This window comes from Streptomyces sp. NPDC002784 (assembly GCF_053592135.1).
Window position 1 is genome coordinate 122610 of sequence record NZ_JBSFVD010000014.1, and the last position, 18604, is coordinate 141213.

An 18604-nucleotide genomic window follows, 5' to 3' on the forward strand; every position below is an offset into this window, starting at 1 on the left:
CGTGGCGTGAGGATTCACCGTGGAGTGCGTACCGAGAAGGGAGCGGACGACGTGAGCTATTCCGTGGGACAGGTCGCGGGCTTCGCCGGAGTGACGGTGCGCACACTGCACCACTACGACGACATCGGCCTGCTCGTCCCCAGCGAGCGCAGCCACGCGGGCCACCGGCGCTACAGCGACGGCGACCTCGACCGGTTGCAGCAGATCCTGTTCTACCGGGCGCTCGGCTTTCCGCTCGACGAGGTCGCCGCCCTGCTCGACGATCCGGAAACCGACCCGCGCGCGCACCTGCGCCGCCAGCACGACCTGCTGACCGCCCGGATCGAGAAGCTGCAGAAGATGGCGACGGCCGTGGAACAGGCCATGGAGGCACGCACGATGGGCATCAACCTCACCCCCGAAGAGCGCTTCGAGGTCTTCGGCGACCACGACCCCGAGCAGTACGCCGAGGAGGCGCAGGCACGCTGGGGCGGCACGGAGGCGTACGCCGAGTCGCAGCGCCGCGCGGCGGCCTACACCAAGGACGACTGGAAGCGGATGCAGGACGAGGGGGCCGAGTGGGGCGAGCGCTACAAGTCCCTGATGACCTCCGGTGAGCCGCCGACCGGCGAGGCGGCCATGGAGATGGCGGAGGAGCACCGCCGGTACCTCGGCAGGTGGTTCTACGAATGCCCGTACGAGATGCACCAGTGCCTGGGTGACATGTACGTCGCCGACGAACGCTTCACGGCGTTCTACGACGCCATGCACCCAGGCATGGCGGCCCACCTGCGGGACGCCATCCGCGCCAACGCGGCCTCCCGCACCGCGTGATCCCCGGTCCGGGAGTGCCGCTACTCCCGGACCAGGACCACGGCCGTGCCGTACGCGCACACCTCGGTGCCGACGTCCGAGGCATCGGTCACATCGAAGCGGAAGGCGAGCACGGCGTTGGCGCCACGCGCGCGTGCCTGCTCCACCAGCCGTTCCATGGCCTGGTTGCGGGTCTGCACGAGCGTCTTGGTGAGCCCCTTGAGCTCACCGCCGACCATCGACTTCAGCCCCGCGCCGATCTGGCTGCCCAGATGCCGGGAGCGCACCGTCAAGCCGAACACCTCCCCGATGACCTCCTGGACCCGGTGTCCGGGTACGTCGTTCGTGGTCACCACCAGGACATCGGGCTGAGGGCCCTGTCCGCCGCCGTACTCATCGATTCCCATGGTGGACAGCTTTCCCCGGGCCGCCGCAAAGGGCATCCTGTGCGCACCCCTGGAACCTGGGCCTCCGGCGGTGCGTTGACAGGGGTACCGCGTTGGTACTTTTGAGCACCAGCCCCCGCCCGCCCCACCCCGCAGGAGCCACAACCCGTGACCACGCTTGCGCTCGGCCCCGAGTGGCTCAGCCCGGAATACCTCATCGAGGCCTTCGCGCTGCCCGGCATCCTTCTGATCGTCTTCGCCGAATCCGGCCTCTTCGCGTTCCTTCCCGGCGACTCGCTGCTGTTCACGGCGGGTCTCTTCGTGGCCGAGGGGACGTACATCACCCAGCCCCTGTGGCTGGTCTGCACCCTGATCGTGCTGGCCGCCGTCATCGGCGACCAGGTCGGCTACATGATCGGCAAGTTCTTCGGCCCGCGGCTCTTCAACCGCCCCAACTCCAAGCTCTTCAAACAGGAGAACCTGGAGAAGGCCCATGAGTTCATGGAGAAGTACGGCCCGAAGGCGATCGTCCTGGCCCGATTCGTGCCGATCGTGCGGACCTTCGCGCCCATCGTGGCCGGCGCCGGCCGCATGAAGTACCGCACCTTCCTGACGTACAACATCATCGGCGGCATCGCCTGGGGCACCGGAGTCACCCTGGCCGGGTACTGGCTCGGCCAGATCGACTTCATCAAGGCCAATGTCGAGGCGATCCTCATCCTGATCGTCTTCGCCTCGGTCGTCCCGATCATCGTCGAGTACCTGCGCGAGCGCACCAAGAAGAAGCGGGCGGCGGCCCAGGCCCCGGCCCAAGCAGTCCAGCCCCCCCACCAGCAGCACCCGCAGATGATGGACGACGCGACGACCCAGCTCCGCCGCATCGACCCGGCCGACCAGCCCCCGCAGCAGCAGTACTACGGCCAGCAGCAGCCCTACGCCCAGCAGCAGCCCTACGGCCAACAGCAGCCCTACGCCCAGCAGTACCCGCAGGGTTACGGCAACCAGCAGCAGTACGGCGGCCGGCCGAACGACCAGTACCCGCCCAACCAGGGCTACTAGAAACCCCGGTGACGGACGCGGACCCGCGAGGAGTTCAGAAGCCCCGGGTCCGCTTCGCCGCCTTGCGTCCCTCCCCGGCCCCGGCCGGAAGCCGCAGGAACAACCGCGAGATCTCCGACCCCAGGTTGACGCCGATCGCGATGGCCATCGCCAGGGATGCCGCCGTCGCCAGCGACACCAGCCCCTTGTCCACCTCGTTCTGAGCGATGGACAGCAGCCCGAAGTAGGTCGACGACCCCGGCAGCAGCGGCCCGATCGCCGCGGTGGTGTACGGCAGCGCCGAAGCGAACCGGAACCGCGACAGCAGCTGCCCGAACAGCCCCACCAGGCCCGCCGCCACGGCCGTGGAGGCGACCGGCGACAGGCCGCCGGTGTAGTGCAGCGCCCCGTACACCGACCAGGCGACCCCGCCGTTCAGGGTCACCGCCAGCACGGTGGACCGCTCCTGCTGCAGCAGCACCGCGAAGGTCAGCGACAGCAGCATCGAGGCGCCGATCTGCCACAGCGGCCGCTCGGAGATGTTCAGGGCCGCGTCCGGGTTCAGCTTGGCGCCCAGGTTCACGCCGAAGTACAGGATCACCAGCACCCCGGCGACGATCCCGACGAAGAAGTACATGACCTCCAGCAGGCGCGCGGCCGCGGTGATGTAGAACCCGGTCAGACCGTCCTGCACCCCCGCCACCAGCGCCCGCCCGGGCAAGAGCGCGAACAGCCCACCGGTGATCACGGCGGACGCCTTGGCGTCCACGTGCGCGAGGTTGAGGGCGATGCCTATCGCGGCGGGCGGCATCGCGGCCACCATGAACTGGTAGAACTCCGGCAGCCCGCGCCCCGCGCACAGCCACGCCAGCCGGTCGCCGAGCATCGCGCCCAGCGCCGCGGCGACGAACACGATCAGATCACCACCGACCAGCACCGAGGCGGCACCGGCCAGCAGTCCGCTCGCCGAGGTCAGCACCCAGGTCGGATACGGGTGCCGGTTGCGACGGATCTCCGCGAGCCGCCGGTAGGACTCCTCCAGGGAGACATGGCTCTCCGGGTCGCTGAGGTCGTCCACCAGCCGGAACACGGCCGCGAGCCGCGTGTAGTCGGTCCCGCGCCGCCGCACGGTCCGCGAGGCCGTCACCGGGTCGTCCACCAGCGACGGCTGGTAGGAGATCGACAGCAGCGTGAAGGTGACGTTCGGCTCGCAGCGGTCCAGGCCGTAGGACCGGCAGACCGCGAACATCGCCGCCTCGACGTCCTCCGCGCCCTCCCCGCCCGCCAGCAGCAGCTCGCCGATCCGCAGGGTCAGGTCGAGCACGCGCGGGACGGCCGGACCCTCGTCCTCGGTCTTCGGGATCCGCTCCGGCGCGGGCCGCTCGGTCACCGGCATGCGCAGCATCGTGCGCATCCGGTCCTGCCAGGGCACGTTCTTGGTCAGACTGACCGCGGGCACCCCGGACGCCGGGGTGAACGCGGGGGGCGCGTCCTTGGTGTGGTAGGTCCGCGGGGTGCTGAACGCCGACTTCTCGGGCTCGGCCACCGGACCCGGGCGGGTGTCCAGCCCGCGCGGCAGGGCGAACTCGGACGTGGTCTCCGGCTCACCGCCGGCCCTGGGTACGGCGAGCCCCCGGGGAATGGCGAACTCGGATGTGATCTCGGGGTCGAACGTGCCGGTCGCCTCGTCCGACTGCGGCTTGCGGTCCTCCGCGTCCGTCACTTGCGCAGCGCTCCCTGTACGACGCATTCAGGCCAGGCTTCAGTATGCGCACACCCATGCCAAAGGGCCGCACGCGTCGCGTGCGGCCCGTCGGTGACCTGGGGACTCAGTGGCCGCCCTGGTCCTTGAAGCGCTTGTAGGACCGCTCGATCTCGGCCTCGGCCTCGGTACGGCCGACCCAGTCGGCGCCCTCGACGGACTTGCCGGGCTCCAGGTCCTTGTAGACCTCGAAGAAGTGCTGGATCTCCAGGCGGTCGAACTCCGACACGTGGTGGATGTCGCGCAGGTGCTCCACGCGCGGGTCGTGCGCCGGCACGCACAGCAGCTTGTCGTCGCCGCCGGCCTCGTCCGTCATCCGGAACATGCCGATCGCGCGGCACTGGATGAGGCAGCCCGGGAAGGTCGGCTCGTCCAGGATGACCAGCGCGTCCAGCGGGTCGCCGTCCTCGCCGAGGGTGTTCTCGACGAAGCCGTAGTCGGCCGGGTAGCTGGTCGAGGTGAAGAGGCGACGGTCCAGGCGGATCCGACCGGTCTCGTGGTCCACCTCGTACTTGTTCCGCGAACCCTTCGGAATCTCGATCGTGACGTCGAACTCCACCGGTGGCTCCTCCATGATCAACACATAGTTCTGGTGGTTAAGTGTCCCTCACGCAGGTGTGTGATCGCGAAAGGGGCTGGTGGTCGTGCCAGAGCTGAGGCCTTGGCGGGCCGCGGGACCGCGGGTGGCGCGGATCGCGAACGCCGTACGACCGCGTCTCGCACAGGCCGTCAACGCCGGCCGACCGCGCCTGGCACGGCTCGGCCGAGCCGCCTCGGCGCAGGTCATCAGGGTGAAGACCTGGCAGTACACCGCCGGCGCCGCCACCGTCGGCCTCGCGCTCGCCGTGGGTGCGGTGACCACCGCCGGTCCCTGGGACTCCTCGGGTCAGCGTACGGCCGAGCGGGACAGGGCAGCCGCCCAGGAGCACACGGGTGGCGCAGATCACGGTCGTGATTCCGCTACGACGGCCACGGCGCCCCACGCCGCCCCCAGCGCCGCATCCGTCCTCAGCGGCCTCGGCGGCTCGGCCGGCGGGGTGAGGTCCGCCCCCGGCGCCAAGGCCCTGGCCGGCGTCCTGGACCCGCTCCTGGACACCTCCGCGCTCGGCGAGCGCCGCTCCGCCGCCGTGGTGGACGTGACGACCGGCAAGCGCCTGTACGGCACCGGCTCCGGCACCGCGCTCACCCCCGCCTCCACCACGAAGATCGCCACCGCCGCCGCGGCCCTGTCCGCCCTCGGCCCCGACCACCGCCTGACCACCCGCGCCGCCCTGGAACCCGACACCGGCGAACTCGTCCTGGTCGGCGGCGGCGACCCCACGCTCACCGCCCGCAAGGACGCCGAGGGCTGGGCGAGCCTGCGCGCCCTCGCCGAGGACACCGCCACCGCCCTGAAGAAGGACGGCATGCGCGAGGTGACCCTGTCGTACGACACCACGCTCTACGCGGGCGACGCGGACCACCCGATCGGGGTCAACGAGAACCTCGCCCAGGTCAGCGCCCTGATGGCCGACGAGGCCCGCACCGACGACTCCGTCAGCGGCCCGGCGCCCCGCGCGGCGGACCCGGCGGCCGAGGCGTCCCGCACCTTCGCCGGCCTCCTCAAGGACCACGGCATCAAGACCACCTCCCCGGGCCCCTCCAAGGCGACCGGCCGCGCCCGGACCCTCGCCGAGGTCTCCTCGCCGCCGCTCGCGGCCCTGGTCGAACGCATGCTCACCCACAGCGACAACGACATCGCCGAGGCCCTCGCCCGCCAGACCGCCCTCGCCACCGGCGAACGCGCCGACTTCGACGGCGCGGGCCGCGCCCTCCGCGCCGAGCTCAAGAAGCTCGGAGTGCCGGTGAAAGGCGCCGACTTCAAGGACGGCAGCGGCCTGAACCGCGACGACCGCCTCACGGCCGACACCCTGACCGCCCTGCTGGCGAAGTCGGGCGACCCGGCCCACCCCGAACTCCGCCCGATCCTCACCGGCCTGCCCGTGGCGGGCTTCACCGGCACCCTGACCAGCCGCTACACGGACGGCGCAGCCGGCGTCGTACGAGCGAAGACCGGCACCCTGACCGGCGTGAACGCCCTCGCCGGCACGGTCGTCGACCAGGACGGGCACCTGCTGGCCTTCGCCTTCCTGGCCACCGACACCACCGACCCGTCAGCGGCCCAGTCGGCCCTGGACGAGGCGGCCACGGCACTGGCGGCGTGCGGCTGCGGCTGAACCGCAGCCGCACGGGCCGACCGCCGACGCCCTGCCCCCAACGGCGGCGCTCACGTACGGTTGACGCATGACGAGCATCGGTGGTGCCGCAACTGGGATGGTCGACTGGAATCTCGCGGTGGCGACCGCGACCCGGCTCATGCGGCCGGGCCCCGAGATCAGCCGCGAAGAGGCCAGGGCCGTCGTCGCGGAGCTGCGCCGGCACGCCAAGGCCTCGGAGGAACACGTCCGGGGCTTCACCCGGCTGGGCACCGAGGAGACCCACGACACTCCCGTCCTCGTCGTCGACCGCCCCGGCTGGGTGCGCGCCAATGTCGCCGGCTTCCGGGAACTGCTCAAGCCGCTGTTCGACAAGATGCAGGAGCGCCGCGGATCCGGTCCCGGCAACGCGGTCCTCGGCGCCGTCGGCGGCAAGGTCACCGGCGTGGAGCTCGGCATGCTGCTGTCGTTCCTCGCCTCCCGTGTCCTCGGCCAGTACGAGACCTTCGCCCCCGCCACCCGCGAACTCCCCGCGGGCGCGAACGGCGGCGGGCGGCTGCTGCTCGTCGCGCCGAACATCGTCCACGTCGAGCGCGAACTCGACGTCCAGCCCCACGACTTCCGGCTGTGGGTGTGCCTGCACGAGGAGACCCACCGCACCCAGTTCACCGCCGTGCCCTGGCTGCGGGACCACCTCCAGGGCGAAATCCAGTCGTTCTTGGGGGAGACCGACGTCGACCCCATGACCGTCCTGGAGCGCGTCCGCGAGGCCGCCCAGACCCTCGCCGGGGGCCGCCCCGAGGCGGAGGAGGACGACGGCGGCCGCTCCTTCGTCGAGATCGTGCAGACCCCGGCCCAGCGCGAGATCCTCGGCCGCCTCACCGCCGTGATGTCCCTGCTGGAGGGACACGCCGACTTCGTCATGGACGGCGTCGGCCCGGCCGTCGTGCCGTCCGTCGCGGAGATCCGCGAGAAGTTCCAGCAGCGCCGCGCCAAGGGCGCCTCCCGGCTGGACATGGCCCTGCGCAAACTGCTCGGCCTGGACGCCAAGCTCCGCCAGTACCGCGACGGGGAACGCTTCGTGCGGGCCGTCGTCGACGAGGTCGGCATGGACGGCTTCAACCGCGTGTGGACCTCCCCGAACACCCTCCCGACCAAGGCGGAGATCGCCAAACCGGCGGACTGGGTCGCGCGGGTGCATCGCAAGGCCGAGTCGTGAACCTCCGTTCGGGGTCGTGAAACGAATCCGGCCGACGGCAGGCGAACGCCCCTTCAATCACCCGTCCGAGGGACCGTGAGCCATGGGTAGGCGTGCAATGCTCGGGGAACCGCCCGGTTCTGTCACCATCTACACACTCTGAGTGACCGAACCTCGGGCTCACCCCCCGAAAACTTCATGAAGGGAACCGGACATGGGTCCCCATCCTGCGGTCGCGGCGATACGCCTGGCGGTCCGCCGCGTCCTCCACGACATCCTCAACGACCAACAGACCTCCCCCGAGCACACCCCGCACGAGCGCCCGCCGTCGCCGCTCGTGCTCGTGGCGTGTTCCGGCGGCGCCGACTCCATGGCCCTCGCCTCCGCCCTCGCCTTCGAGGCACCCAAGCTCGGCATCCGGGCCGGCGGCGTCACCGTCGACCACGGCCTCCAGCCCGGCTCCGACCTGCGCGCCGAGGAAGTCGTCCTCCGCCTGCGCCAACTCGGCCTCGACCCGGTCGAGTCCGCCACCGTCACCGTCGGCCGCGAGGGCGGACCCGAGGCCGCCGCCCGCGACGCCCGCTACGCCGCCCTGGACGCCGCCGCCCAGCGCCACGGCGCCGCCGCGATCCTCCTCGGCCACACCCGCGACGACCAGGCCGAAACCGTCCTGCTCGGCCTCGCCCGCGGCTCCGGCATCCGCTCCCTGTCCGGCATGGCCGCGGTCTCGGGGGCCGGCGGCCGTTACCGGCGCCCCTTCCTGGAGATCGACCGGCAGACCGCCCGCCGGGCCTGCATGGTCCAGTCCCTGCCCGTCTGGGACGACCCCCACAACGCCGACCCCGCCTACACCCGCTCCCGCCTGCGCCACGAGGGCCTGCCCGCCCTGGAGAAGGCCCTCGGCAAAGGCGTCGTGGAGGCGCTCGCCCGTACGGCGCAACTGTCCCGCGACGACGCCGACGCCCTCGACGCCTGGGCCGGCCAGGCCGAGACCGCCGTCCGGGACGCCGCGGGGCTGCTGGAGTGCGCCAAGCTCTACGCCCTCCCGCCCGCCGTGCGCCGCCGGATCCTGCGCCGCGCAGCCATCGAGGCGGGCGCTCCGGCCGGCTCGCTGTTCGCCCGGCACATCGAGGAAGTCGACCGCCTGATCACCGGATGGCGCGGCCAGGGGGCCATCAATCTCCCCGGCAAAGTCGTGGCCCAGCGCCAGGGTGGCAGACTGGTGATTCGGCAAGGCTGAATCCTCGCCCCCCGCCAGGGGGGCGGACGGCCGGTGGGACGACCGAAAGTGATGCGGGTGGACGCGAACGACATGGGTGCCGACCTTCAGCAGGTACTCATCACCAAGGAAGAGATCGACGCGAAGCTCATCGAGCTCGCCGCGAAGATCGACGCGGAGTACGCGGGCAAGGACCTGCTCATCGTCGGCGTCCTCAAGGGCGCGGTGATGGTGATGGCGGACCTCGCGCGGGCGCTGTCCACCCCCGTCACCATGGACTGGATGGCCGTGTCCTCCTACGGGGCGGGCACCCAGTCCTCCGGGGTGGTGCGGATCCTCAAGGACCTCGACACCGACATCAAGGGCAAGCACGTCCTGATCGTCGAGGACATCATCGACTCCGGGCTGACCCTGTCCTGGCTGCTGTCCAACCTCGGCTCGCGCGAGCCCGAGTCGCTCAAGGTGTGCACCCTGCTGCGCAAGCCGGACGCCGCCAAGGTCGCCATCGACGTCGAATGGGTGGGCTTCGACATTCCCAACGAGTTCGTCGTCGGCTACGGCCTCGACTACGCCGAGAAGTACCGCAACCTCCCGTTCGTCGGTACGCTCGCGCCCCACGTCTACGGCGGCTGACCCCCGGGCTCGGCCGGGCGCTGAGCCACAAGGGCGACGCCGGTAGGACGATCGGGAACCCCAGCGCGGTCCGCGCCGTTGGAGCATGCAGAGACGGGATTGCCTCCGGCCGAGCGGCTCCGTGCGGCTTCGGTCCACAATGCTGGGGTACCGTCAGAAGAACTGTCTTATCAAACTCACTATGGCAGGAGGGACGGGGCGGCTCCGCTCCGTATGGATGGACGTGAAGCGATACTTCCGTGGGCCGGTCATGTGGATCGTGCTGGCCGTCCTTGCCGTGGTCGTGTTGATGCAGGTCGTCGGCTCGTCCGGTGGCTACAAGACGGTGGACACCGGCCAGGTCGTCCAGGCGATCAATGACAACAAGGTCGAATCAGCCAAGCTGACCACCGGCGACGAGCAGACCATCAAGGTCCAGCTCAAGGACGGCGAAAAGATCGAGGACAGCTCGAAGATCCAGGCGAGCTACATCGGCGACCAGGGCGCGACCCTGGCCAACACCCTGCAGACCAAGTTCCAGGACAAGCAGATCCCGGACGGCTACACGGTCTCGCCGACGAAGCAGAACGCCTTCGTGAGCATCCTGCTCTCGCTGCTGCCCTTCGTTCTCATCGTGGTCGTCTTCCTGTTCCTGATGAATCAGATGCAGGGCGGCGGCTCCCGGGTCATGAACTTCGGGAAGTCCAAGGCCAAGCTCATCACCAAGGACACCCCGAAGACGACGTTCGCCGACGTCGCCGGTTCCGACGAGGCGGTCGAGGAACTCCACGAGATCAAGGAATTCCTCCAGGAGCCCGCCAAGTTCCAGGCCGTCGGCGCCAAGATTCCCAAGGGCGTACTGCTGTACGGCCCGCCCGGCACCGGCAAGACCCTGCTCGCGCGTGCCGTCGCGGGCGAGGCCGGCGTGCCGTTCTACTCGATCTCCGGTTCCGACTTCGTCGAGATGTTCGTCGGTGTCGGTGCCTCCCGAGTCCGTGACCTGTTCGAGCAGGCCAAGGCGAACGCCCCGGCGATCGTCTTCGTCGACGAGATCGACGCGGTCGGCCGCCACCGCGGCGCCGGCCTCGGCGGCGGTCACGACGAGCGCGAGCAGACCCTGAACCAGCTGCTCGTCGAGATGGACGGCTTCGACGTGAAGGGCGGCGTCATCCTGATCGCCGCCACGAACCGTCCCGACATCCTCGACCCGGCCCTCCTGCGCCCCGGCCGCTTCGACCGCCAGATCGCGGTCGACCGCCCCGACATGCAGGGCCGTCTGGAGATCCTCAAGGTCCACCAGAAGGGCAAGCCGGTCGCCCCCGATGTCGACCTGTCCGCCGTCGCCCGCCGGACTCCGGGCTTCACCGGTGCCGATCTGTCCAACGTCCTGAACGAGGCCGCCCTGCTGACGGCCCGCTCGGACAAGAAGCTGATCGACAACCACATGCTCGACGAGGCCATCGACCGCGTCGTGGCGGGCCCGCAGAAGCGGACCCGGATCATGTCGGACAAGGAAAAGAAGATCACCGCGTACCACGAGGGCGGCCACGCCCTGGTCGCGGCGGCCTCCCCGAACTCCGACCCGGTCCACAAGATCACGATCCTGTCGCGAGGCCGTGCTCTCGGCTACACGATGGTCCTGCCGGACGAGGACAAGTACTCCACGACGCGCAACGAAATGCTGGACCAGCTGGCGTACATGCTGGGCGGCCGCGCGGCCGAGGAGCTCGTCTTCCACGACCCGACCACGGGTGCCGCGAACGACATCGAGAAGGCCACCGCCACGGCCCGCGCGATGGTCACGCAGTACGGCATGACCGAGCGCCTCGGCGCGATCAAGTTCGGTGGCGACAACACCGAGCCCTTCCTCGGCCGTGAGATGGCTCACCAGCGCGACTACTCGGAAGAGGTCGCCGCGCTGGTCGACGAAGAGGTCAAGAAGCTCATCGAGACCGCGCACAACGAGGCCTGGGAGATCCTGGTCGAGAACCGCGACGTCCTCGACAACCTCGTTCTCGCGCTGCTGGAGCGGGAGACGCTGGGCAAGGAGGAGATCGCCGAGATCTTCGCCGGTATCGTCAAGCGCCCGCCGCGGCCCGCGTGGACCGGTTCCTCGCGCCGTACGCCGTCCACCCGTCCGCCGGTGCTCTCCCCCAAGGAGCTCGCCCTGACGAACGGCGCCAACGGCTCGACTCCGGCGATCACCACCGCCAAGTCGACGGTCGCCGAGCCGACCCCGGAGCCCGCTCCCGAGGAGCGCCCGGAGAGCTGACCCGGGCCCGGTGACCTCACCGGCCCCGGAATGGATGCCGCGTCCCCCTGGTTTTAGCCTGGGGGGCGCGGCATCGTCGTATGTCCGCAGTTCAGACGCGTGACCCACACGCGCCACCCGCACAGGAACGAGGCACCACATGACCGACCCCGTGACGCTGGACGGCGAGGGCCGCATCGGCGTTTTCGACGAGAAACGCGCCGAGAACGCCGTACGGGAACTGCTGATCGCGGTCGGCGAGGATCCGGACCGCGAGGGTCTGAAGGAGACGCCGGGTCGGGTGGCCAGGGCCTACAAGGAGATATTCGCGGGCCTGTGGCAGCAGCCGGAGGATGTGCTGACCACGACGTTCGACATCGGGCACGACGAGATGGTGCTGGTGAAGGACATCGAGGTCTACAGCACGTGTGAGCACCATCTGGTGCCGTTCCGGGGAGTGGCGCACGTCGGGTACATCCCGGCGACCTCCGGGAAGATCACCGGACTGTCCAAGCTGGCCCGGCTCGTCGATGTCTACGCCCGCCGTCCGCAGGTGCAGGAACGACTCACCACGCAGATCGCGGACTCCCTGATGGAGATCCTGGAGCCGCGTGGCGTGATCGTCGTCGTGGAGTGCGAGCACATGTGCATGTCGATGCGCGGCATCCGCAAGCCCGGCGCGAAGACCCTCACCTCGGCGGTGCGCGGACAGCTGCGGGACGCGGCCACGCGCAACGAGGCGATGAGCCTCATCATGGCGCGCTGACCCGGCCGGCTGGTCACGCGGCCGGTGCGGCTCCCGTGCCGTTGTGCTCGTCGTCCTCCGGGAGCTTGCAGACGCGCTCCAGGAACATGGCCGCCGCTATGACGGCGATGCCCGCGACGACCGAGAAGCCGGCGTAGATGGCCTGGTCGCGGCGGGCGGGGATGTCGAGGACCTCCAGCAGGAAGACGCCCGTGCCGCCGTACATGCCCGCGACCAGGGCGGCGACCAGGGCGCTGGCCTGGCCGAAGACGACCGCTCGGGCGGCCATCAGGGGGTCGACGCCCTTGGCGCCCGGGCGGCGCTCGCGCTGCGCCCGGAGGCGGGAGCGGATCGAGAGCGCCGTGGCCAGCAGCACCGCGGCGATCAGGGCGAGGACGACGGGGGCGGCCAGGGGGACGCTCGGCAGGGTCCCGATCGAGTTCCAGAGGCGGGCGCCCGCCCAGGACAGGACGCCGGCCACGACGAACACGCCGGCCAGCACCCTGATACGCAGCTCTCTCACGGTGTCCCTTCAGCTCCCCCGGGCTCCCACGGACTGTGGTCGTCTCGACCTTAACGACTACTCGGGCAGTCGGAGTTCCAGATCCCCGCGAGCGGAGACGCCTTCCTGGGTGACGGTGCCGAGCAGATCGGCCACCGCGCCGCGTCCGGGCAGCTGGGCCTCGGGTTCCACGTCGTGCCACGGGGCGAGGACGAAGGCCCGCTCATGGGCCCGCGGGTGGGGCAGGGTGAGCGCCGGGTCGTCGGAGACGACGTCGGCGTAGGCGACGATGTCGACGTCGAGGGTGCGCGGCCCCCAGCGCTCGTCCCGCACCCGGTGGAAGGCTTCCTCGACCGCCTGCGCGCGCTCCAGCAGCGACGACGGGGGAAGGGTGGTCTTCAGGACCACGACCGCGTTGAAGTACGAGGGCTGGCTGCCGGGCTGCACGCCCCACGGCTCGGTCTCGTAGACGGGGGAGACGGCCTTGACGCGCAGGCCGGGGGTGTCCTCCAGCGCGTCGATGGCGCCCTGGAGGGTCTCCAGGCGGTTGCCGAGGTTCGAGCCCAGGGAGATCACGGCTCGCTGCGGGTTGTGCAGGGTGGTGTCGGCGGCGTCCACCTTCTCGACGACGGACGCGGGTACCGGCTGTACGGTCGGATCGCTGGAACCCTCGGTGAAGAACGCGGTCATACTCGGCTCCGGATGATGGTGACGGTCACGTCGTCGAAGGGGACCGTGATCGGCGCGTCCGGTTTGTGGACGCGGACCTCGACCTCCTGGACCCCTTCGTGCTTCAGACAGGCCTGGGCGATGCGCTCGGCGAGGGTTTCGATGAGGTTGACGGGCTCGCCCTCGACGACGGCCACGACCTCCTCCGCCACGATGCCGTAGTGCACGGTCTTCGCCAGGTCGTCGTCGGCTGCGGCCGGCCGGGTGTCCAGGCCCAGCACGAGGTCCACGATGAAGGTCTGGCCCTCCTCGCGCTCCTTGGGGAACACACCGTGGTGCCCGCGGGCCTTGAGGCCGCTCAGCGCGACACGATCCACGCGAATCACTCCTGCAATCGTCGGTGACGGCCGGTACGAACCGTGTGCGGACGGCACACCGGCCTCGGACGAATCTACCTGCGGGCACTGACAGGGCCGTTCCACGGGGGCACGCGCCCGCGCCGGGCCCGGAGGGTTCACCGGGTGTTTTCCCCGGGGAACCCGGCGGCTCACGGGTTGGTAGCCGCCCCTACCCGGAGCCGGGTGATTCCAACCACGTGTTGGTCCCTGTGGGGCGCCTACCCACTCAGGAGGGGGTGTCGTCGCCTTCTTCCTCATCGGTTTCGGCCAGCACGGGAGAGGCGTGGTGGGACCAGATCTTCCAGCCGTGCGGGGTACGGCGGAAGACGTTGGTGGCGACCACCAGCTGGCCGACGAGCGGGCCGAGCTCCTCGCTGCCCTCGGGCGCGGGGCCGCCGCTGAGGATGTTCTCGGTGCAGGTGACGAGCGCGGTGTCGCCGGTGACCGAGACATGCACATCGGTGAGGAAGAACTGGATGTAGTCGGTGTTCGCCATGATCAGGGCGTACGACCTGAGCACCTCGCCGCGGCCGGTGAGCACCGGCCAGCCGGGGTGCACGCAGGAGATCACACCGCTGTCGGCCGGGTCGTGGTAGGTCTCGTCGACGCCGAGGTCGGCCGGGGTGAGCCAGAGGGAGGACAGTTCCTCGAAGTCGCCGCGCTCCACCGCCTCGTAGTAGGCGGTGTTCGCGGCCTCCACCTGCTCGACGTCGGTGTGCGGGGCGCTCACCGGGCTCCTTCGGGGGAGTGCGCGCCCCGTACGGGATTCTGTGCGCCCGGCGCGTGGGCGAGGTCGCGCGCTCCTTCCACGGCCCGTGCGACCCGTACGGCGTCCGCCGTCGCGCGGACCTCGTGCACGCGCACCGCCCATGCGCCCGCGTGCGCCGCGAGCGCGGAGACGGCGGCCGTGGCCGCGTCCCGCTCGCGGGCGGGCGGCGGCGCGCCCTCCGGCCCGGCCAGGACCCGGCCGAGGAAGCGCTTGCGGGAGGCGGCGACGAGCAGCGGGTGGCCGAGGCCCAGCAGCCGGTCGAGGTGGGCGAGGAGGACGAGGTCGTGCTCGCCGTCCTTGGAGAAGCCGAGACCGGGGTCGACGACGATGCGGTCGGGGGCGATGCCGCCGGCCAGCACGGCCTCCACGCGCGCGTGCAGTTCGTCCACGACTTCGGCGACCACGTCGTCGTAGACGCCCCTGACGTTGCCGCCCTCCAGGAAGCCGCGCCAGTGCATGACGACGAAGGGGGCGCCGGCGTCGGCGACGACCGGGATCATGGCGGGGTCGGCGAGTCCGCCGCTGACGTCGTTGACGAGGGCGGCGCCGGCCGCGAGGGCCTGTTCGGCGACGGACGCGCGCATGGTGTCGACGGAGATCGTCACGCCCTCGGAGGCGAGGCCGCGGACGACCGGGATGACGCGCTTGAGTTCCTCCGCCTCGTCGACGCGGGTGGCGCCGGGGCGGGTGGACTCGCCGCCGACGTCGACCAGGTCGGCGCCCTCGTCGACCAGGGCGAGGCCGTGCTTGACGGCCGCGGTGGTGTCGAACCAGCGGCCACCGTCGGAGAAGGAGTCGGGGGTCACGTTCACGACTCCCATGACCGCGCAGCGGTCCCATTCAGGAAGGCCTGCCACGCGGCCGCGTCCGCTCTGCTTGCTCATATGTTCAGCGTAGGCCCCGGGCAGGCCCGGGTGGTCGGGGGACCGGGCAGTGCGGTCCGGGCGGAAGCCCCGGGGACGGGGCAGGAGGCTTCCGCCCGGACCCGTCCGGGTCACGCCGCGCGGGCGCGGTGGTGTGCGGCGGCGCGGCGGACAGGGGCCGGTCCGGGGTCGCCGGCGTCACGTGCGGGTCGTACCGGGGTGGGGCGACCGGCTCGCTCGATGCGCTGGGCCATCCGGCGCGCGGTGCGCATCGCGCGGCCGGTGAGCGAGAAATCCGCCGTCCTCACCACCGCCTCGCCGCCCGGTCCGAGGGCGGTCAGGCCGGTCTCCCGGGCCCACACCTCGCCGCCGGCCGCGGAGCAGCCGCTGACGGCGGGGGTCCAGGAGTGGGCCTGGGCGACATCCATGAAGCGTTCGATGGCGCCCGGCCAGGCCGAGACGTCGCCGATGGGGTCGCCGTCGGCGAGCATGACGCCGGAGACGACGCGGTAGGTGACCGCGGCCTTGCCGCTGGGGGAGAAGACGACGGCGTGGTCCCGGTGGACCGTGAGCGGGCCGCCGTGCCGGGCCAGCAGGGCCCTGAGACGGGCCTCGTCCTCCTGGCTGGGCCGGGCGCCGGGATGTTCGGGGCGCAGGGCGAGACACACCGTGGTGACGGCGGTGAGCAGGCCGAGGGCGCCCAGGGAGACGGCGACCGTGCCCGCGGCGCTGCCCTGGTACTCGACGGGGCCGTCGAGGCCGCACAGGCCGTACAGGACATGGGTGATGCGCTCGGCCAGGCTCGGGTTGCCGGTCAGGCTGCGCGGATGGGCGCTGACGACGACGAGTCCTAGGGCGAGTGAACCGGCGCCCATCAGGACGAAGTTGGCCAGTGCCAGCCAGCGGCTGCGCGGGTCGGGCAGTGCCGTGAACCGGTCGCGGTGGCGCAGCAGGGCGGTCAGCAGGACGAGCGAGACGACGGCGCCGAGCGGGGAGGGGCGGTAGGCGAACTGGGCCACGGCGCCTGCCGGGAGCAGGACCACCGCGGCCCGCCAGGCCCGGCGCTTGCCCCGCCGGAGACCGTGGGCGAGCAGCAGCAACAGCACTCCGGCGCTGAGCGAGAGGGCGGCCGCGAACGGTCCGGACGCGCCGGGCAGTAGGTCGGCGAGGGGGTGCGTACGGCTGTGCCGTAAGCGCGGGAGGATGCCCGCGGCGATGTCCAGGAGGCCGACGAGGACGCAGGCTTGGCCGACGAGAGCGGGCACCGCGTCGGGGCGCGGACCGCGCAGCAGCCGCCGCACGCGGCCGGGTTGCCGTGGAACCCCGCCCGGCACTTCCTCAACTGTCCTGACAGGCATCGCGTCCCGTGGTTCTGCGAGTGAGCTCGGATCCGGTGCCGATTCGGGCATCCGGCGACATTGCGCCCTCTAGGACGGTGTCTTGGGGGAGGAGGTTCACTCACCTCCCCGAAGCCGGTTCCGTGAACGCTCGGGGATGGCTGGGTTTTTACGGGGCGGGGCTCCATGGTTCGCCTACGCGCGGTAAGTTTCTGGCCATGCCACGTGGACGTCACCGCCATTCCCCGCCCTTGCACAGGCTGCTGCCCCCGTCGGCCATCGCGGGTGTCTCAGCCGTCTGCGCGCTCGGCCCCTGGGTCTTCTCGGAGCCGTGGGTGCTCCGGGGCTTGGCCGCGGCCGCGGCGGTGACGGCGGTCGTCGGCGCGGTCGTCATGCGGCACTGGGACACCCAGGCCGGCAAGCGGGTCGCCGATCTGACACGCGCGCGTGCGAGCGACGAGTGGCGCTTCGAGGAGCGGGTCGCCGAACTGGAGGCCGACCTCGAGGAGTCGCGCGAACTGCGCGGCAAGCTGGAGCAGCGGCTGCGCGCCAAGCGCGCGGAACTCGCGGGGCTGCGCAACGAACACGCGGCGCTGCTGCGCCGGTACGCCACCGCCGAGACCGAGCGCGCGAGCGCCCTGGAGGGGCGCCGGCTGCTGGAGATAGAAGCGGTGGCGCCCGCGCGCGCGTTGCCGCCGGCGCGGGTGGCCGCCGAGACGGTTGCCGAGCCGGTCGTCGGGCCGGAGGCGGGGGCCGTGGCAGCCCCGGTCGCCGGGAGCGAGACCGAGTCGGCCGAGACGGTCACCCCGGCGGTCTTCTCGCCGGAGGGGTCGAGCCTGTTCCTGCGGGCGCGGGCGGCGCTGGCGAAGCTGGACGCCGAGGGGTCCCCGGCGGCGGACAGTGCGCCGGAAGGCGACGGTCGGGTGAAGGCCGAAGCGCCGGTCGAGTCCGACGGGTTGGTGCAGGCCGAGGTCCCGGTCGCGTTCGGCGGTCCGGGGGAGGCGGAGGTCCCGGCGGCCCCGGCCGGCGGTCCGGTGAACACCGAGGTCCCGGCGGCCCCGTCCGACGGCCGCGGGAAGGCCGAGGTCCCGGCCCCGTCCGGCGGTCCGGTGAAGGTGGAGGTCCCGGCGGCCCCGTCCGACGGCCGCAGGAAGGCCGAGGTCCCGGCCCCGTCCGGCGGTCCGGTGAAGGCGGAGGCCCAGGCGGCCCCGTCCGACGGCCCCGCGAAGGCCGAAGCCCCGGCCCCGTCCGGCGGCCCCGCGAAGGCCGAAGCCCCGGCCCCGTCCGGCGGCCCCGCGAAGGCCGAAGCCCTGGCCCCGTCCGACGGCCCCGCGAAGCCGTACCCCGGTGCCCCGGGGAAGGATTCCGGTGACGCGCAGGCCGAGGTGCCCGCGCAGAGCGGCAGCCCCTCGAACGACCGGGCCGTGCAGACCGGTTCGCTCCCGCAGGAGGACGAGGCGCAGGGGAAGCCCGAGGCGGCCGACGGGCAGGAGCACACGCGCGCGGCCGCCGCCACCCCGGGCAAGCCGGCGCTGCCCGCCCAGCAGCCCGCCGGACACTTCGTCGCGCCGACCGCGGTGGCCGTCGTCCCGTCGGCGCCCGTGCGGCGCCCGAGGGTCGAGGGCGGCTTCGACTTCTTCGGCACGCACAAGGGCGAGGCGACCCCCGGCCTGGAGGACGTGCAGAACGAGGACCTCGCCGACGTCGTCGGCCAGGAGGCGCTCGCCCTGCACAAGGCCGAGTCCGAGGCGCAGTTCAAGCCGGCCGACGAGGAGTCCCGGGGCGTCGGCCAGGTCATCGACCTGACGGCGCACGACGAGACGGAGCAGATCGACGTACAGGGGCTGCGCAGCGCGGCGTCCTGACGG

General features: G+C 71.6%; 17 protein-coding genes and 1 pseudogene. 9 read left to right on the plus strand and 9 right to left on the minus strand.

The window, feature by feature from the left end:
* Positions 1–51: 51 nt before the first annotated feature.
* Positions 52–813 carry a MerR family transcriptional regulator gene (locus ACWD1Z_RS23660; protein ID WP_451121524.1) on the plus strand — a complete coding sequence of 254 codons (762 nt, stop codon included), beginning with the start codon at positions 52–54 and terminating at the stop codon, positions 811–813.
* A gap of 20 nt (positions 814–833) precedes the next feature.
* Here the strand turns inward: ACWD1Z_RS23660 and ACWD1Z_RS23665 are convergent, their stop codons facing one another.
* Positions 834–1199: a YbjQ family protein gene (locus ACWD1Z_RS23665; protein ID WP_389416931.1), complete on the minus strand. Its 366-nt coding sequence runs from the start codon at positions 1197–1199 to the stop codon at positions 834–836.
* A 147-nt stretch (positions 1200–1346) separates the two neighbouring features.
* Here ACWD1Z_RS23665 and ACWD1Z_RS23670 point away from each other — a divergent pair, with 147 nt between their 5' ends.
* Positions 1347–2237: a DedA family protein gene (locus ACWD1Z_RS23670; RefSeq protein WP_451121526.1), complete on the plus strand. Its 891-nt coding sequence runs from the start codon at positions 1347–1349 to the stop codon at positions 2235–2237.
* Between the two features lie 34 nt (positions 2238–2271).
* Here ACWD1Z_RS23670 and ACWD1Z_RS23675 read toward each other — a convergent pair whose 3' ends face one another.
* Both ACWD1Z_RS23675 and ACWD1Z_RS23680 read right to left on the minus strand, forming a co-directional pair.
* Complete coding sequence (locus tag ACWD1Z_RS23675; protein WP_451121528.1) at positions 2272–3939, minus strand: threonine/serine ThrE exporter family protein; 1668 nt, start codon at positions 3937–3939, stop codon at positions 2272–2274.
* 106 nt (positions 3940–4045) lie between these two features.
* Positions 4046–4537 (minus strand): inorganic diphosphatase, encoded by a 492-nt coding sequence (locus ACWD1Z_RS23680; protein WP_030599677.1) that lies wholly within the window; start codon positions 4535–4537, stop codon positions 4046–4048.
* Positions 4538–4616: 79 nt separating this feature from the next.
* On the opposite strand from ACWD1Z_RS23680, the gene dacB reads away from it, so the two are divergent.
* The 6 genes from dacB to folE all read left to right on the plus strand — a co-directional run bounded on the left by dacB (position 4617) and on the right by folE (position 12219).
* Positions 4617–6194, plus strand: a complete 1578-nt coding sequence (gene dacB / locus ACWD1Z_RS23685; protein ID WP_451121530.1) for a D-alanyl-D-alanine carboxypeptidase/D-alanyl-D-alanine endopeptidase — start codon at positions 4617–4619, stop codon at positions 6192–6194.
* Between the two features lie 67 nt (positions 6195–6261).
* Complete coding sequence (locus ACWD1Z_RS23690) at positions 6262–7392, plus strand: zinc-dependent metalloprotease (RefSeq protein WP_451121532.1); 1131 nt, start codon at positions 6262–6264, stop codon at positions 7390–7392.
* 193 nt (positions 7393–7585) lie between these two features.
* On the plus strand, positions 7586–8611 hold the full coding sequence (gene tilS, locus ACWD1Z_RS23695; protein WP_451121534.1) for a tRNA lysidine(34) synthetase TilS: 1026 nt from the start codon (positions 7586–7588) through the stop codon (positions 8609–8611).
* 51 nt (positions 8612–8662) lie between these two features.
* Entirely contained in the window at positions 8663–9223 is a 561-nt protein-coding gene (gene hpt / locus ACWD1Z_RS23700) for a hypoxanthine phosphoribosyltransferase (protein ID WP_451121633.1), read from the plus strand.
* 217 nt (positions 9224–9440) lie between these two features.
* Entirely contained in the window at positions 9441–11474 is a 2034-nt protein-coding gene (gene ftsH, locus ACWD1Z_RS23705) for an ATP-dependent zinc metalloprotease FtsH (RefSeq protein ID WP_451121536.1), read from the plus strand.
* 139 nt (positions 11475–11613) lie between these two features.
* The gene (gene folE, locus ACWD1Z_RS23710) at positions 11614–12219 is read left to right on the plus strand and encodes a GTP cyclohydrolase I FolE (protein ID WP_451121538.1); all 606 of its coding nucleotides are present in this window, start codon (positions 11614–11616) and stop codon (positions 12217–12219) included.
* A gap of 13 nt (positions 12220–12232) precedes the next feature.
* Here the strand turns inward: folE and ACWD1Z_RS23715 are convergent, their stop codons facing one another.
* From ACWD1Z_RS23715 to ACWD1Z_RS23740, 6 genes and pseudogenes are all read right to left on the minus strand, one after another.
* Positions 12233–12721: a DUF3180 domain-containing protein gene (locus ACWD1Z_RS23715; protein WP_451121540.1), complete on the minus strand. Its 489-nt coding sequence runs from the start codon at positions 12719–12721 to the stop codon at positions 12233–12235.
* Positions 12722–12778: 57 nt separating this feature from the next.
* Positions 12779–13390 carry a 2-amino-4-hydroxy-6-hydroxymethyldihydropteridine diphosphokinase gene (folK, locus tag ACWD1Z_RS23720; RefSeq protein ID WP_451121542.1) on the minus strand — a complete coding sequence of 204 codons (612 nt, stop codon included), beginning with the start codon at positions 13388–13390 and terminating at the stop codon, positions 12779–12781.
* Positions 13387–13746, minus strand: a complete 360-nt coding sequence (folB, locus tag ACWD1Z_RS23725) for a dihydroneopterin aldolase (RefSeq protein ID WP_389416941.1) — start codon at positions 13744–13746, stop codon at positions 13387–13389. The genes folK and folB overlap by 4 nt, the downstream gene beginning before the upstream one ends.
* Before the next feature lie 247 nt (positions 13747–13993).
* Positions 13994–14497, minus strand: coding sequence for a nuclear transport factor 2 family protein (locus ACWD1Z_RS23730; protein ID WP_451121544.1), 504 nt, complete (start codon positions 14495–14497; stop codon positions 13994–13996).
* Positions 14494–15420 (minus strand): dihydropteroate synthase, encoded by a 927-nt coding sequence (gene folP / locus ACWD1Z_RS23735; RefSeq protein WP_451121546.1) that lies wholly within the window; start codon positions 15418–15420, stop codon positions 14494–14496. Before folP ends, ACWD1Z_RS23730 begins: the two co-directional genes overlap by 4 nt.
* Positions 15421–15557: 137 nt before the next feature.
* A pseudogene (locus ACWD1Z_RS23740) lies at positions 15558–16733 on the minus strand (phosphatidylglycerol lysyltransferase domain-containing protein); the annotation flags it as partial.
* A gap of 221 nt (positions 16734–16954) precedes the next feature.
* Between ACWD1Z_RS23740 and ACWD1Z_RS23745 the strand changes: the two are divergent.
* On the plus strand, positions 16955–18601 hold the full coding sequence (locus ACWD1Z_RS23745) for a hypothetical protein (protein ID WP_451121548.1): 1647 nt from the start codon (positions 16955–16957) through the stop codon (positions 18599–18601).
* Positions 18602–18604: the final 3 nt, after the last annotated feature.

Coding starts and splice junctions, on each gene's coding strand:
- hpt (WP_451121633.1), top strand. CDS start 8,663: ATGCGGGTGGACGCGAACGACATGGGTGCCGACCTTCAGCAGGTACTC.
- tilS (WP_451121534.1), top strand. CDS start 7,586: ATGGGTCCCCATCCTGCGGTCGCGGCGATACGCCTGGCGGTCCGCCGC.
- ACWD1Z_RS23665 (WP_389416931.1), bottom strand. CDS start 1,199: ATGGGAATCGATGAGTACGGCGGCGGACAGGGCCCTCAGCCCGATGTC.
- folP (WP_451121546.1), bottom strand. CDS start 15,420: ATGAGCAAGCAGAGCGGACGCGGCCGCGTGGCAGGCCTTCCTGAATGG.
- ACWD1Z_RS23690 (WP_451121532.1), top strand. CDS start 6,262: ATGACGAGCATCGGTGGTGCCGCAACTGGGATGGTCGACTGGAATCTC.
- folK (WP_451121542.1), bottom strand. CDS start 13,390: ATGACCGCGTTCTTCACCGAGGGTTCCAGCGATCCGACCGTACAGCCG.
- folE (WP_451121538.1), top strand. CDS start 11,614: ATGACCGACCCCGTGACGCTGGACGGCGAGGGCCGCATCGGCGTTTTC.
- ACWD1Z_RS23745 (WP_451121548.1), top strand. CDS start 16,955: ATGCCACGTGGACGTCACCGCCATTCCCCGCCCTTGCACAGGCTGCTG.
- ftsH (WP_451121536.1), top strand. CDS start 9,441: ATGGACGTGAAGCGATACTTCCGTGGGCCGGTCATGTGGATCGTGCTG.